The 15,357-nt window shown below is 68.7% G+C and carries 10 protein-coding genes; 5 read left to right on the top strand and 5 right to left on the bottom strand.

What is annotated here, in order from left to right; genetic code table 11:
• The coding region (locus IXW21_RS13875) for a helix-turn-helix domain-containing protein (RefSeq protein WP_194764836.1) at nucleotides 1–205 on the bottom strand (205 nt) is incomplete at its 3' end.
• A gap of 94 nt (nucleotides 206–299) precedes the next feature.
• Complete coding sequence (locus IXW21_RS13870) at nucleotides 300–863, bottom strand: GNAT family N-acetyltransferase (protein ID WP_194764835.1); 564 nt, start codon at nucleotides 861–863, stop codon at nucleotides 300–302.
• Nucleotides 864–940: 77 nt separating this feature from the next.
• Between IXW21_RS13870 and mfd the strand changes: the two genes are divergently transcribed.
• On the top strand, nucleotides 941–4,504 hold the full coding sequence (gene mfd, locus IXW21_RS13865) for a transcription-repair coupling factor (protein WP_194764834.1): 3,564 nt from the start codon (nucleotides 941–943) through the stop codon (nucleotides 4,502–4,504).
• A 16-nt stretch (nucleotides 4,505–4,520) separates the two neighbouring features.
• Here mfd and IXW21_RS13860 read toward each other — a convergent pair whose 3' ends face one another.
• Nucleotides 4,521–5,402 (bottom strand): SDR family oxidoreductase, encoded by an 882-nt coding sequence (locus IXW21_RS13860; protein ID WP_194764833.1) that lies wholly within the window; start codon nucleotides 5,400–5,402, stop codon nucleotides 4,521–4,523.
• Between the two features lie 174 nt (nucleotides 5,403–5,576).
• On the opposite strand from IXW21_RS13860, the gene IXW21_RS13855 reads away from it, so the two are divergent.
• The 4 genes from IXW21_RS13855 to IXW21_RS13840 all read left to right on the top strand — a co-directional run bounded on the left by IXW21_RS13855 (nucleotide 5,577) and on the right by IXW21_RS13840 (nucleotide 10,981).
• Nucleotides 5,577–5,738: a hypothetical protein gene (locus IXW21_RS13855; RefSeq protein ID WP_194764832.1), complete on the top strand. Its 162-nt coding sequence runs from the start codon at nucleotides 5,577–5,579 to the stop codon at nucleotides 5,736–5,738.
• A 38-nt stretch (nucleotides 5,739–5,776) separates the two neighbouring features.
• A complete protein-coding gene (locus IXW21_RS13850; protein WP_228528524.1) occupies nucleotides 5,777–6,463 on the top strand; it encodes a gamma carbonic anhydrase family protein in 687 nt (228 codons plus the stop codon).
• A complete protein-coding gene (locus IXW21_RS13845) occupies nucleotides 6,460–9,399 on the top strand; it encodes an aminotransferase (RefSeq protein ID WP_194764831.1) in 2,940 nt (979 codons plus the stop codon). The genes IXW21_RS13850 and IXW21_RS13845 overlap by 4 nt, the downstream gene beginning before the upstream one ends.
• A 154-nt stretch (nucleotides 9,400–9,553) precedes the next feature.
• Entirely contained in the window at nucleotides 9,554–10,981 is a 1,428-nt protein-coding gene (locus IXW21_RS13840; protein ID WP_194764830.1) for an APC family permease, read from the top strand.
• 97 nt (nucleotides 10,982–11,078) lie between these two features.
• On the opposite strand, the gene gdhA is transcribed toward IXW21_RS13840, so the two are convergent.
• Both gdhA and IXW21_RS13830 read right to left on the bottom strand, forming a co-directional pair.
• Nucleotides 11,079–12,449 carry an NADP-specific glutamate dehydrogenase gene (gene gdhA / locus IXW21_RS13835; protein ID WP_194764829.1) on the bottom strand — a complete coding sequence of 457 codons (1,371 nt, stop codon included), beginning with the start codon at nucleotides 12,447–12,449 and terminating at the stop codon, nucleotides 11,079–11,081.
• A gap of 144 nt (nucleotides 12,450–12,593) precedes the next feature.
• Entirely contained in the window at nucleotides 12,594–15,281 is a 2,688-nt protein-coding gene (locus IXW21_RS13830) for a phosphoenolpyruvate carboxylase (protein ID WP_323742258.1), read from the bottom strand.
• Nucleotides 15,282–15,357 lie beyond the last annotated feature (76 nt).

Genomic DNA, 15,357 nt, shown 5'->3' with positions numbered 1-15,357 from the left:
TCCGCGCAGGATGGGACCTGGCGACACTGGACCGGTCCACCAGCCCCGCGGGGCCGGACTCGCGGAACCTGCGCCACCACCGCCACGCCGTCGTGCGCGAGATACCCATCTCCGCCGCCACATGCGCGACGGCACGACCGGACTGGATGCGCTGAACCATGATCAACCTGCCGGCCGGAGTCAGCCGGGCATTAGCGTGGGACACGAGAAGCCTCCGTGTGATCGAGCTGCAGAACTAGACAGCTCCAACTCGACACCGGAGGCTTCTCCTACGTCAACAACGATCTGGGTCAGTACAACTAGAGCACCGGCCAGGCGACCGGGGTGCGGTCGTCGGTCGCGAGCAGCCCGGCGAGCCAGCCGTCATCACGACCGCGCTGGCTCGTGAGGCCCTGACGGGACATGCCCTCGTAGCGGAACCCGAGCGCACGTGCAGCGCGGGCGGAGGGGATGTTGCCGACCACGGCGCGCCAGCCGAGGCGCGCGACGTCGAGTTCGCGGAAGGCCCAGTCGACGACCTCGAGACCCGCCTCGACCAGATAGCCGTTGCCGCGGGCCTCGGGGGTGACCCAGTATCCGATCTCGGCGTACCCGCCCGCCGGATGCCCGACGATGTGGTGCAACCCGATCGAGGCGACGAGCTCGTCGTCGCGATAGGCGCACCAGATCGCCTGGCTGCCGCCCGCCCACCACTCGCCGATCAGACGCACGTACTCCTCGGCGTCCGAGCGGAAGTACGGGCTGGGCACGGTCGTCCACCGGGTGATCTCGGGATCCTGGCAGGCAGCCGTGATCGCGTCGACGTCCGCCTCGTCGGGCACATGGAGGACGAGGCGTTCGGTGGTGAGGGTGACCGGTTCCATCCGAGAATCCTATGGCGGCGATCACGGCACTCTCGGGCATCGGGCCCGGTGTCGGTGGCCGCGACTAGGCTTGTCCGGTGACTGTTCCGGGGATTCTGCGCGCCTTGGAAGAGGCGTCTCTTTTTCGTGACGCCCTCAGCTGGGCGCAGACCGATGCCGATCTCGGCCTCGTCGACGGCCTCGACGCCCCGGCGCTCGCCGGGCTGCTCGAGAAGCGTCGCGCCGCCGGGCATCCCGCCGCACTGCTCGCCGTCGTACCGACCGGGCGGCGCGCCGAGAGTCTCGCCGCGGCGCTCGGCGCCTACATCCCCGACGCCGAGATCCTGACGTTCCCCGCCTGGGAGACGCTGCCGCACGAGCGCCTCAGCCCGAGCCCCGACACGGTCGGCCATCGACTGCAGACGCTCCGCCGCATCGCGGAGTGGCCGGGGGGCCACCCGCTCGTCGTGGTGGCCTCGGTGCGGGCGGCGCTGCAGCCGATCGCCGGCAATCTCGGCGAGATCCCCCCGCTCGAGCTGCGCGCGGGCACGCGGGGACACGAACTCGACCGCGTCGTCGAGCAGCTGGTCGAGCGCGCGTACTCGCGCGTCGACATGGTGTCGCGTCGTGGGGAGTTCGCGGTTCGCGGCGGCATCCTCGACGTCTTCCCGGCGATCTCGGAGCATCCCTTCCGTGTCGAGTTCTTCGGCGACGAGGTCGATCAGATCCGCGCGTTCTCGGTCGCCGATCAGCGCTCGCTCCCGGGCGACGTCACCGGCGTCGACCTCCCGCCGAGCCGTGAGCTCCTGCTGACGCCCGATGTGCGCGATCGTGCACGGGCTCTGATCGATGGCTTCCCGGCCATCGCCGGAATGCTCGAGAAGATGTCCGAGGGCATTCCCGTCGAAGGCATGGAGTCTCTGCTCCCGGCAGTGTCGGGTCCCCTCAAGTCGCTCGCCGAATACCTGCCCGAGGGCAGCGCCACCGCGGTCGTCGACCCCGAGCGATCCAGTGCCCGAGCCATCACGCTCGGAGAGACGAACCGCGAGTTCCTCGATGCCGCATGGAGTGCCGCGACCTCGGGCGCCTCGGCGCCCATCGATCTGGGCGCCGGAGACTTTCTCACCATCGCGCGACTCCGTGAGGTCGTGCGCGACCGCGGCGGCGTGTGGTGGCGGCTCAGCCCGTTCTCGATCGGAGGCGAGGACGCCGAGACGATCGACGCCGCCGTGATCCCGTCGTTCCATGGCAACGTCGACGGTGCGATCTCGTTCGTCGACGCCAAGGTCGCCGAGGGCTGGCGGGTGGTCATCATCGCAGCCGGCGCGGGTCTCGTCGACCGGGCGCGTGACGTGCTCTCCGATCGCGGGGTGGCTGCGCGCGTGGTCGAGAGGCTCGACGACGCGCCGGACATGAGCGTCGCGACGCTCGTCACCGGATCCGTCGAGGCGGGATTCCAGATCGCCGAGGCGAAGCTCGCCGTCCTCACCGACAACGAGTTCTACGGCCGCACCATCGGCGGCGACCAGCGTGTCGTCAAGAAGCTCGCATCCCGCCGCAAGAACGTCGTCGACCCGCTGCAGCTCAAGCAGGGCGACTTCGTCGTGCACAACACGCACGGGATCGGCCGGTTCGTCGAGATGACGCAGCGCGAGGTCTCGACCGGCGGACGCAATGCGACCAAGTCGACGCGAGACTACCTCGTGCTCGAATACGCGCCTTCGAAGCGCGGCTACCCGGGTGACAAACTGTTCGTCCCCACCGATCAGCTCGACCTGCTGTCGAAGTACGTCGGCGGTGAGGGCCCGACCCTCTCGAAGATGGGCGGCAGCGACTGGTCGCAGGCCAAGGGCAAGGCCCGCAAGGCCGTGCGCGACATCGCGGTCGAGCTCGTCAAGCTGTATTCGGCGCGCATGAGCGCGAAGGGCCACGCGTTCGGCCCCGACACCCCCTGGCAGCGGGAGCTCGAAGAGGCGTTCCCGTTCGCCGAGACCCTCGACCAGCTGCAGACCATCGACGAGATCAAGGCCGACATGGAGCGACCGATCCCGATGGACCGGCTGCTGTCGGGAGACGTCGGCTTCGGCAAGACCGAGGTCGCCGTGCGCGCCGCGTTCAAGGCGATCCAGGACGGCAAGCAGGTCGCGATGCTCGTGCCGACCACGCTGCTCGTGAAGCAGCATCTCGAGACCTTCACCGAGCGCTTCGCCGGATTCCCGGTCAAGGTGCGCCCGCTGTCGCGCTTCCAGACCGACAAGGAGGCGCGTCTCACTCTCGACGGGCTGCTCGACGGCACGGTCGACATGGTGATCGGCACGCACCGCATCCTCACCGACCAGGTCATGTTCAAGGACCTCGGCCTGATGATCATCGACGAGGAGCAGCGCTTCGGCGTCGAGCACAAGGACACGCTCAAGAAGATGAAGATGAACGTCGACATCCTCGCGATGAGCGCGACGCCGATCCCTCGGACGCTCGAGATGGCGGTCACCGGGATCCGCGAGATGTCGACTCTCGCGACCCCGCCGGAAGACAGGCATCCGATCCTGTCGTTCGTCGGTCCGCGCAGCGACAAGCAGATCACCGCGGCGATCCGCCGCGAGATCCTGCGCGAGGGTCAGGTGTTCTTCGTGCACAACCGCGTGCAGTCGATCCAGCGGGTCGCGGCCGAGCTCGCGGAGCTCGTTCCCGAGGCGCGGATCGCCGTCGCGCACGGGCAGATGGGAGAGCACGCGCTCGAACAGGTCGTCGACGACTTCTGGGAGCGCAAGTTCGATGTGCTCGTCTCGACCACGATCATCGAGACCGGTCTCGACATCTCGAACGCCAACACGATCATCATCGACCGCGCCGACAAATACGGTCTCAGCCAGCTGCACCAGCTGCGCGGCCGGGTCGGACGCGGGCGTGAGCGCGCCTACGCGTACTTCCTCTACGACGAGATGAAGCCGCTCAGTGAGACCGCGGCAGACCGACTGCAGACCATCGCCGTGAACAACGACCTCGGCTCCGGCATGCAGGTGGCGTTGAAGGACCTGGAGCTTCGCGGCGCGGGCAACCTGCTCGGCGGCGAGCAGGCGGGCCACATCGCGGGCGTCGGATTCGATCTCTACCTCCGCATGATCGGCGAGGCGGTGGCGACCTTCCGTGGCGAGGACGTCGACTCGGGGCAGGAGCTGCGCCTCGAGCTGCCCCTGGAAGCACGGATCCCCGAGTACTACATCGACAGCGAGCGGCTGCGTCTCGAGGCGTATCAGAAGCTCTCGGCGGCCTCGAGCGCGACGGCGAAGGACGACGCGATCGACCTGGTCATCGACGAGCTCACCGACCGCTACGGAACCCCACCCGAAGACGTCGAGGGCCTGATCGCGGTCGCGCGCCTGCGTCGCCGCGCCGCTCGGGCCGGACTCTCCGATGTCGTCGTGATGGGGTCGAACCTCCGCATCGCACCCGCCCGGCTCGAGGACTCGATCAAGGTGCGTCTGCAGCGGCTCTACCCCAAGGCGAAGCTCGTGGCCGGTGGCGAGGCGCTCGTGGTGCCGATGCCCACGGTTCCTACGGCCATCGGCGTCGGAGTCGAGCCGCTGCCGGACGCGGAGCTGCTCCAGTGGGTCGGGCAGCTGTTCACCGCGATCTTCCCCGAGCCGGTCTCGGTCGAGTGAGCGTTCGATCGAGCTCCTAGAGCGAGAAGCCGCCGTCCGTGGTCAGCACCTGACCGACCACCCATGAGCCGGCGTCGGTGCACAGCCAGCCGATCAGCCGCGCCGGATCCTCGGGGCGCCCGACGCGGCCGAAGGGGGTTCCGGAGATCCACTCATCGACGCCGGACAGGTCTCGATCCGTCGTCTCGGCATCGAGATATCCGGTGTTCACGGGCCCGGGATTGACGGTGTTCAGCACGATCCCGACGTCGAGCAGCTCGGCGGCCGTCGAGCGGGTGATGCCCGACAGCGCGGCCTTGCTCGTGGCGTAGGAGATCTCCCCGCGCATGGCGCCATGGATCTGCCCGGAAGTCATCCAGATCACGTGACCGGTCGGCTTCTCGAAGGGGCCGAGTGAGGGGATGCTGTCGCCGGGACGGGCGGTCGGTGTGACGTCGCCACCGAGCTCCTGGCGTCGCCGACGCGCGAACCCGGCTGTCAGCAGCAGTGAGGCACGGGCGTTGGCCTGCCAGTGCGCGTCGAGTCGCTCGGCCGTCATATCGAAGATCGTGCCGTCGCCGCCGCTCATCGCCTGGTTGCAGACGACGATGTCGAGCCGGCCCGACAGCGCCGATGCCGCATCGAGGAGCGGTTCGATGCTCGCGGGGTCCCGCAGATCGGCCTGAGCGTCGCCCAGGACGGCTCCGTCCACGAGAGCGTCGCGCATGCCCGAACGCACCGCATCGAGGTCGTCTGCGCCCCACGGATGGTCGAGATCATGGGGGCGGAAGTGGTGGAAGAACACGTTCGCCCCGAGTGAGGCCAGCGTGGTCGCGGTCGCGAATCCGATGCCGCGTCGGCGGGAGACGCCGGTCACGAGCGCGGTGCGTCCGAACAGGGGGAGATCGGTGGAGTGCATGGGTGAGCCTTTCGATCGAGGATGCCCCGGGCGCGCCGAACGGCGGCCGGAGGCGGGAGAGGATCGAGTCACCTGCATTGCATGGTCGCCAGAGTAGCAGGGAGGGTCTACTCACTCTCGGCGTGCGCGTCAACGGGGTGGGCGAGGGCGACGTGCCCCGCGCATGCTCCCCCCATGTGGATTCTCCTGATCCTTCTTCTCGTGGTCTGGGCCGGCCTGGCCGTCTTCGGCTTCCTCGTCGAGGGACTGCTCTGGCTGGCGATCCTCGGCATCGTGCTCTTCCTCGCGACCGCGATCGTCGGCATGCTCAGAGGACGTGCTGCCACGAAGGAGTGAGGCTCTCTTCGCGGTGCCGACGACGCTACGCTGGCGTCATGTTGTACGAGCACCTCGGGGCTCGGCCCCGGATCCATGACACCGCCGTCGTCGCTCCCACCGCCGTCGTCTCCGGCGATGTGACGATCGGACCCCACTGCCAGGTACTGCACGGCGCCGTCATCACGGCCGAGGGCGGCCCCATCACGCTGGGCGAGCACGTCATCGTGATGGAGAACGCGCTGATCCGGGCGACGGCGGCGAATGCCGTGCACATCGGATCCCACACGCTGGTCGGCACGCTGGCGAGCATCGCCGGTGCGACAGTCGGCGAGGAGGTCTTCCTGGCCTCGGGTGCCCGGGTGTTCAACGGCGCTCTGGTCGGCGACCGGTGCGAAGTGCGCGTGAACGCCATCGTGCACCGGCGCGCCGTGCTCCCCTCCGGCACGGTCGTGCCGATCGGGTGGGTCGCGGTCGGCGACCCCGTGCAGCTGCTGTCACCCGACCGCGATGCCGAGATCGCGGCAGCGCAACCGGAACTCGACTTCCCCGGTCATGTGTTCGGAGTCGACCGTGACACTCCCGACCTGATGGTGCAGCTCACGGAGCGCTACGGCACCTCTCTCGCGCGGCACGCCGCCGACGTGCAGGTCACCGACGTCCAGGTCACCGACGTGCAGGTCACCGCCGTGCAGATCGACGATGCGCACTCCGACGGGGGCGACGGCTCGGCGGGTCGCGAGTGAGCACCGGCGCAGGACTCGTCCGCCCGGAGGTGACCCCGGCCGATGCCGTGCTGATCGCGCACGAGTGCTACGGCATCGACGCCGAGGCGACCGAGCTCGGCAGCAATCAGGACCGCAACTTCGTGCTGGTCGAGCCGGACGGCACGCGAAGCGTGCTGCGGGTGGACAACCCCGTGGTCGGCGACGACGCACGCGATGCGCAGCACCTGGCGCTCGAGGCGTATCGGAGCGCGGGCGTCCGGGTTCCCGCGGTCCTCCCGGGGCTCGACGGCCTGCTGACGCAGCGGTGGGGTGGGTTCGCCGTGCGGCGGAGCGAGTTCGCCGACGGTGAGGAGCTGGTCGACGCGGGGTATCTCGCCCCGGTCGTGCTCGCCGAGTTCGGCGCGCTCGCCGCGGCCTCTGTCAACGCGCTGGCCTCCCTCGAGCATCCGGGGCTCGATCGCGAGCAGATGTGGGACATGCGCGTCGCCCATGAGCAGGTTCGCGTCCTCGCCTCGTCGATCGGGGAACCGGTGCTGCGGCGGCGTGTGCTCACCGCCGCGGACGAGGCGCGGGCCGCGCTGGCGCGGGTCGCGGGCGCCCTCCCGATGCAGCCCATCCACGGCGACCTCACCGATGACAACGTCATGGGGGTGCGCGGCCCCGACGCGAGACTGCACCCGCACACCGTGCTGGATCTGGGTGACCTCGGACTGGGATGGCGCGTGGCCGAGCTGGCCGTCTGCGCCTCGTCGATGCTCCACCACGAGCCGGATCGGCCTCTTCGTGCCCTCGACACGATCGGCGCGTTCCACGCCGATGCCCCGCTCAGCCGTGAGGAATCGCTCGCGGTCTGGCCGCTGCTCGTGCTGCGCGCCGCGCTGCTCGTGGCGAGCGGCTGGCGTCAGCTCGAGATCGACGGTGACAACGAGTACGCGCGTGAGCGCATCGCGGGGGAGCAGGCGATCTTCGACGCGGCGACGGCGGTGCCTCTGGTCGAGGCGACGGAGCACGTGCTCGCGCGTCTCGGCGTCGAGGCTCGGGAGTTCGACGCTCCGGGCTTCCCCGGTGACGTCCTCGGCTTCCTGCCCGATGTGAGTGGTCCTCTGCGCGTGATCGATGCCGGGGTCGAAGCGGATTCGCTGGATGCGGGCCGCTGGGCCGCGCCCGACGCCGAGGCACGGCTCATCGAGAACGCCTTCGCCGACGGCGCGCGCGTCGCGGTGATGCCCTACGGCGTCTTCCGGCTCACCCGCACGAGCCTCGACACGGCGGACGCCGCCGCGACCTGGCCCATCGAGACCGAGCTGCACATCGCTCCCGGACCCTCCTCGCGGCTGCTCGCTCCTGTGGCAGGCGACATGTCCGTGGTGGGCGATCGTGTGCGCATCGCGACGCGTGACGGGTGGGTGCTCGAGATGCGTGCCACGGAGCTCGAGCCGGTGCGCTCCGCCACGGTCGAGGCCGGAGAGAACATCGGCAAGCTCGCGGCGTCGTTCGAGACGAGGACGATCGTGCTGGCGGTGCGTCGCGATGATGCTCTCGACCAGGAGGCGATCGTCGGCGGCTCGCGACTCGTCACCCCCGAGCGTGTAGCGGCCTGGGCGCGACTCTCTGCCGACCCTGCACCGCTGCTCGGCCTGCCATCGCTGGCGCGTCCAGACGAGTCGGCAGCCGAACTCCGCCGCAGGGAAATCATCTTCGCCGAGGCGCAGGAGCGCTACTACGAGCACCCGCCGCAGATCGAGCGCGGCTGGCGCCACCACCTCATCGACACCACCGGACGCAGCCACGTCGACATGGTCAACAACGTCGCGGGACTCGGGCACGGTCACCCCGCGATCGCCGCGGCCGCCGATCGTCAGCTTCGCACTCTTGCGACCAACTCGCGCTTCCTCTTCCGCGACCTGGCCGAGTACAGCGAGCGTCTGATCGCGCTCATGCCGCAGGGGAGCGGGCTCGACACCGTGCTGCTCGTGAACAGCGGCTCCGAGGCTGTCGATCTCGCCCTGCGTCTGGCTCAGGCGGCGACCGGTCGCCGCACCGTCGTCGCTCTCCGCGAGGCGTATCACGGGTGGACCATGGCGAGCGATGCCGTCACGACGAGTGCCTACGACAATCCGCACGCGCTCGAGTCGCGGCCCGACTGGGTGCACGTCGCCGATGTGCCGAACCCCTTCCGAGGCACATACCGAGGTGACGGAGCGGCCGCGGGATACCTCGCCGACCTCGACGATGACCTCGATGCTCTCGCCGGCGAGGGCAGGGGCGTCGCCGCGTTCCTCTGCGAGTCGGTTCTCGGCAATGCGGGCGGTGTGCTTCTGCCCGAGGGGTACCTGACCGGCGCCTACGACCGTGTGCGCGCGCGGGGCGGCCTGTGCATCGCCGACGAGGTGCAGGTGGGATTCGGCCGCATGGGATCGACGTTCTGGGGGTTCGAGCAGGCGGGCGCCGTTCCCGACATCGTGACGATCGCGAAGCCCATGGGCAACGGCTTCCCGATCGGAGGTGTGATCACGTCGAAGCGGATCGCCGATGCGCTGAGCAGCCAGGGACAGTTCTTCTCGTCAGCCGGGGGCAGCACCCTGAGCTGTCGGATCGGGCTCGCGGTGCTCGACGCGATGATCGAGGATGACGTGCAGCGCAATGCTCTCGAGATCGGCTCGCGTCTCGCCGACGGCCTGCGCGAGCTGGCCGACCGGCATCCGCTCGTCGGCCCCGTGCACGGCGCCGGACTCTATCTCGGCGTCGAACTCGTGCGAGACCGCGAGACCCTCGAACCCGCGGCGGCCGAAGCCGCTGCGATCTGCGAGCGGCTGCGCGAACTCGGAGTCATCGTGCTCACCACGTCGGAGCGATCGAACGTGCTCAAGGTCAAGCCTCCGCTGTGTCTCACTGCCGAGAGCGCTGACCACGTGGTCGCCATGCTCGACCGTGTGCTCACCGAGGGATGGTGACGGATCCTTCGAAAAGCGCGCGAAACGCTCATGTTAAAAGCGCATTTCGAATCGGATTCCCTCTTCCGCTGACGAATCGCACGGGTCCATACTGTTGCTCACAGAGCCGGATGCCCCGAAGTCCGGCCCCTGCGCTGTTCTCGAGGGAGTGCACATGGCCACGAAGACGAAGCCGCTCGCGCAAGGCGGCGGAACACTCAGGCGCAATCTCGGCCTCTGGGCGATCGTAGGTCTCGGACTCGGCTACATGACGCCGACCGTCGTCTTCGACACGTTCGGCATGGTCGCTCGCGACACCGACAACGTCGTCCCCGCCGCCTATCTGGTCGCGCTGGTGGTCATGGTCTTCACCGCCATCAGCTACGGCAAGATCTCCAGTGCCATCCCCAGCGCAGGCTCCGCGTACACGTACGTCCGCGAGTCCATCCATCCCAACCTCGGCTTCATGGTCGGCTGGACCTCGCTGATCGACTACGTGCTGCTCCCGATGGTGAACTGCCTCATCATCCGCAGCTACCTCGAGGCGCTGTTCCCCGACATCCCGGGGTGGATCTGGGTCGTGCTCTACTGCATCCTGGTCACGTCGATCATCTACATGACCATGCGCGGCACCTCGAACATGAACATGATCCTGCTCGTGTTCTCCATCGTCGTGATGGTCGTCTTCGTCGTCATGGTGGTCGCACAGCTGATGCGCGGCGAAGGGGCGGCCACGATCGCCTCCGCCGCTCCGTTCATCCATGACGGCGCGACGCTCAGCGCGGTGCTCATGGGGGCGACGATCGTCTGCTTCTCGTTCATCGGATTCGACGCCGTCACCATGTACGCAGAGGAGGCGAAGGATCCGAAGATCATGCCCAAGGCGATCCTCCTCACCGTGCTGCTCGGAGGCGCGATCTTCCTGATCGCCGGATACGTCACGCAGCTGCGCTTCCCCGATTGGAACGAGTTCGCGCCGGGCGGAGACATGCAGTATGTCGAGGATTCCACGCTGCCGATCATCGGCAACCTCGTGGGAGGCAACGTGCTCATGGCGGTGCTGACCGCCGCCGGATTCTGCGCGACCCTGGCCTCCGGCCTCGCCTCGCACGCCTCGGTATCGCGCATGCTGCTGGTGATGGGACGCAACAACGTGCTCCCGCAGAAGGCGTTCGGCTACATCAACCCCCGCACTCACACGCCGACGTTCAACATCGTGCTGGTCGGTGCGATCTCGCTCCTCGCGATCCCGTTCACGCTCGAACTGATCGCGGCGTGGATCAACTACGGCGCACTGATCGCCTTCACGTTCGTGAACATCTCGGTGATCGCGTGGTTCGCGCTGCGCAAGGGCCGTCGCAAGACCCCGGGAGACATCGTCAACTACATCGTGATGCCGGGAATCGGAATGCTGCTCACCGGACTGCTCTGGGCGAACCTGCATTCGGATGCACTCGTCGGAGGTCTGACCTGGACGGCGCTCGGAGTGATCTACCTCGCCGTGATCACGAGGGGCTTCCGCAAGAAGGTGGTCGCCTTCGACGAGAACCAGGCGGTGACCGGTTTCAACAAGGTCGTGAAGGTGCCGGTCGACGAGACCTGAGGTTGCTCACCGCTCCGATTCTCTTCGAATCGCGCACTGTGCAGAAAACGACATGCGAAACCTGCAAAGTGCGCGATTCGAAACGAGAGGTGGATGATCAGATGACACCCTGTGCGAGCATCGCACCGGCGACGCGCTCGAAGCCGGCGATGTTCGCGCCGGCGACGTAGTCACCCGCGACGTCGTACCGCTCGGCGGCGTCGAAGGCGGCGCTGTGGATGTCGGCCATGATCTCGCGCAGCTTGTTCTCGCTGGCGTCGAAGCTCCAGCGCTGACGAGAGGCGTTCTGGCTCATCTCGAGTGCAGAGGTCGCCACACCGCCGGCGTTCGCGGCCTTGCCGGGCGCGAACAGGACACCCGCGCTCTGGAAGGCCTCGACCGCGGCGGGAACGCACGGCATGTTCGCGCCCTCGGAGACCGCACGCACACCGTTCGCGATGAGCGCCTCGGCCGCGTCGAGATCGAGCTCGTTCTGCGTGGCCGACGGCACGGCGATGTCGACGGGAACCTCCCACACGCTGCCGCCCTCGACGAAACGGGCGCCGGGACGCCGGTTCGCGTACTCGACGATGCGAGCGCGCTCGACCTCTTTGATCTGGCGGAGCAGGTCGACATCGATGCCGGCGTCGTCGACGACGTAGCCGGAGGAGTCGGAGGCCGTCACGGCGGTCGCGCCCAGCTGCGAGGCCTTCTGGATCGCGTAGATCGCGACGTTGCCCGAGCCCGAGACGCCGACGCGCTTGCCGTCGAGCGAGTCGGCGTGCACTCCGAGCATCTCCTGAGCGAAGAAGACGGCACCGTAGCCCGTGGCCTCGGTGCGCACCTCGGCGCCGCCCCAGCCGGTGCCCTTGCCGGTGAACATCCCCGACTCGTGGCGGTTGGTGATCTTGCGGTACTGGCCGAACAGGTAGCCGATTTCGCGGCCGCCGACGCCGATGTCACCCGCGGGCACGTCGGTGTGCTCACCCAGGTGGCGATAGAGCTCGTTCATGAACGACTGGCAGAAGCGCATGATCTCGGCATCCGAGCGGCCGTGCGGGTCGAAGTCCGAACCGCCCTTGCCGCCGCCGATGCCCTGGCCGGTGAGAGCGTTCTTGAAGATCTGCTCGAAGCCGAGGAACTTGATGATCGAGAGGTTCACCGAGGGGTGGAAGCGGAGTCCGCCCTTGTACGGGCCGAGGACCGACGAGAACTGGATGCGGTAGCCGCGGTTGACCTGCAGGCGTCCGGCATCGTCGACCCACGGGACGCGGAAGAGGATCTGTCGCTCCGGCTCGACGAGACGCTCGAGGATGCCACCGTCGACGAACTGAGGATTGCGCTCGAGCACGGGAGCGATCGAGTGCAGCACCTCGTGCACGGCCTGCTGGAACTCGGGCTCGTGCGGGCTGCGGGCCAGCACGGTGTCGAAGACGGGCTGTACGGACTCGGCGAGCGGGTGGAAGTCAGCGGAGGACGAAGAGGTCACGCGAGAGCTTTCTGACGGGGGATGGGAAGAGAGCGATCGTGTCGCGTGAAGGGTCGCCGGATCGGGCGGAGTTTTCACTCTATCGGGCACCGGGATGTGAGATCTCTCACATCCCGGTACACAGCACGCGTCACCGACGGAGGGTCATCCGGTGTTCTGCAGGCCGGCCGCGACACCGCTGACCGAGAGCAGCAGCAGGCGCCGCTGCTCGTCGTCCGAGCCGGATCCCGTCGCCTCGGCAGGGTCGCGCAGAGCCCGGAGGGCACGGAGCTGCAGCAGGGACAGCGCGTCGACGTACGGCGTGCGCAGCTGCACGGCACGCTGCAGGATCGGCTTGTTCTCGAGCAGCCCGACACCCCCCGTGAGGCGGATCACCCATTCGCGCGTCAGCGACATCTCGTCGAGCACGAGCTGGGCGAGGTCATCGCGGTCGCCCAGTGCGAGGTACTCGCGGGCGATCCGCTCGTCGGTCTTGGCGAGACTCATCGCGACGTTGTCGATCATGGTGCGCAGCAGCGGCCACTCGCGGTAGGCCTCGGTGAGCCGAGCCTCGTCGCCGACCGCGGCCAGCGCCGTGCCGAGCCCGAACCAGCCGGCGAGGTTGATGCGCGCCTGGGTCCACGCGAACACCCACGGGATGGCGCGCAGATCCTCGAGCGACTCGACCGACAGGCCGCGTCGTGCGGGACGCGATCCGAGGGCGAGCAGGCCGATCTCCTCCATCGGGGTGACCGTGGCGAACCAGGGGGCGAAGCCCTCGGCCTTCACGAGCGAGAAGAAGCGGTCTCGCGAGGAGCGGTCCATGACGGCGGCGATGTCCGCGAAGCGGGCTGCCGCGTCGCTGGTGCGCTGCTCGACGGTGGGAGATGACGCGAGCAGGGTCGCCGCGGCGACCTGGTCGATGTGGCGCATGGCGATCGCCGGCTCGCCGTAGCGGGCGAAGATGACCTCTCCCTGCTCGGTGAGCTTGAAGCGGCCGTCGACCGAGTGCGGCGGCTGGGCGAGGATCGCCGAGTTCGCCGGTCCGCCGCCGCGTCCGAGAGCGCCGCCGCGGCCGTGGAAGAGCGTGAGCTCGAGACCCTGTTCCTTCGCCCACTGGGCGATCTTCTCCTGGGCCTCGTAGAGTGCGAGGTTCGCGGCGACCGGGCCGACGTCCTTCGACGAATCGGAGTAGCCGAGCATGACCTCGAGCTTGTTGCCGGTCGCGGCCAGGCGCTCCTGGAACTCCGGGAAGGTCACGGTCTCGGCGAGGATCTCGGGGGCCGCCTGCAGGTCGGCGAAGGTCTCGAACAGCGGCACGACGTCGAGCACGGGCGCGTCGTCGCCGAGCGCATGCTTCGCGAGCCGGTGGACGTTCGCGAGGTCGGATGCAGCCTGCGTGAACGACACCACGTATCGTCCGGCTGCGCGGAGACCGCGGTCGCGCTGGATCTCCGCGATCGCGCGGAAGACCTCGAGCACCTCTTCGGTCTGGGCGCTGATCGCGTCGCCGGCCTCGAGTTCGGCGAGGGCCTTGGCGTGCACCTGCGAGTGCTGACGGACCTCGAGTTCGGTCAGGTGGAACCCGTAGGTCTCGACCTGCCAGATCAGATGCTGCACGCCCCCGAACGCGTGGCGCTGGGCGCCCGCCTCTCGCAGTGAGGCCTGCACCGCGCGGAGGTCGGCGAGCAGTTCTTCCGGTGCCGCGTAACGCTGCTCGTCACCGCGTCGCGTCGCTCCGACGCGGTGCGAGAGAGCGAGCAGGACGCGACGATACGGCTCGCCGGGGGAGCGGGCTCCGAGCTCCTCGGCCCTTCGCGGCTCGGCGGCGGCGAAGCGGTCCCAGAGCGCGGTGACCTCGGCACTCGGTGGCGTGTCGTCGGCATCGAGGGTGAGGGTGCGTCCGATGCGCTCGAGTGCGCGCTCGAGTCCGCGCAGCACGTGGTCCGCCGCGATCTGCGAAGCCTCACGCGTCACCGATGCGGTGACGAAGGGGTTGCCGTCGCGGTCGCCGCCCACCCACGAACCGATGCGCACGAACGCCGGAACGACGGGCTCGGTCGACCCCGAGTCCTCCCCGCGCAGTGCGTCGTCGATGCGGCGGTACACGTGCGGGACCGTGGTGAAGAGCGTCTCGTCGAAGACGCTCATGACCTGGCGCACCTCGTCGGTCGGAGAGGGCTTCTGCGCGCGCAGCGGCGCGGTGCGCCACAGGGTGTCGATCTCCTCGAGCATCCGGCGACGGGCGCGGTGCTCCTCGGCGCCGCCGTCGCTCGCCGCGTCGTGCTGCGTCAGCAGCTCGGAGAGCCGTCGGATGCTCGACGAGACCGCGCGGCGGCGCGCTTCGGTCGGATGGGCCGTGAACACGGGGTGGAAGCGCAGGCCTTCGAGGCGGCGGCGCGCCTCATCGTCGCCGACCTCCGTCTTGAGTCGGGCATATGCCGTGGCCACCGTGTCGGCGGCATCCTCACGCCCGGGCTGGCCTGCGCGCTCACGGAGCACGCGCACGCGCTGGTGCTCCTCGGCGAGGTTGACGAGGTGGAAGTAGCACGTGAACGCGCGAGCGACCTCGTCGGCACGGGCGATGCTGAAGGACTCGGCGATGGCTGCCGCGCGCTGGAACGCGTCGGAGGTCTCTTCGTCGTAGGCCTGGATGGTGGCGAGTCGCAGCCGCTCGACGTCCTCGAAGAGATCGTCGCTGCCGGACTCTCGCAGCACCTGGCCGAGAAGCGCGCCGAGCATTCTGACGTCGGAACGCATCGCGTCCGGAATGCCGCGGCCCGCCTCGAAGCGACCGATGATGCGGATTGCCGAGGTGTCGGTGGGCTCGGGGAAGGCGTGTTCGGGGGTCACCGTTCGAGAGTATCCCGGGTCGGGGTGGTGCTCGGAACTCATGACGGTCCGAGACGCGGGTGATGAGTCTGCTGCC

This window comes from Microbacterium sp. UFMG61 (assembly GCF_015354505.1).
Taxonomy (GTDB): Bacteria; Actinomycetota; Actinomycetes; order Actinomycetales; family Microbacteriaceae; genus Microbacterium.
This window is presented reverse-complemented; position numbering and strand designations above follow the sequence as displayed.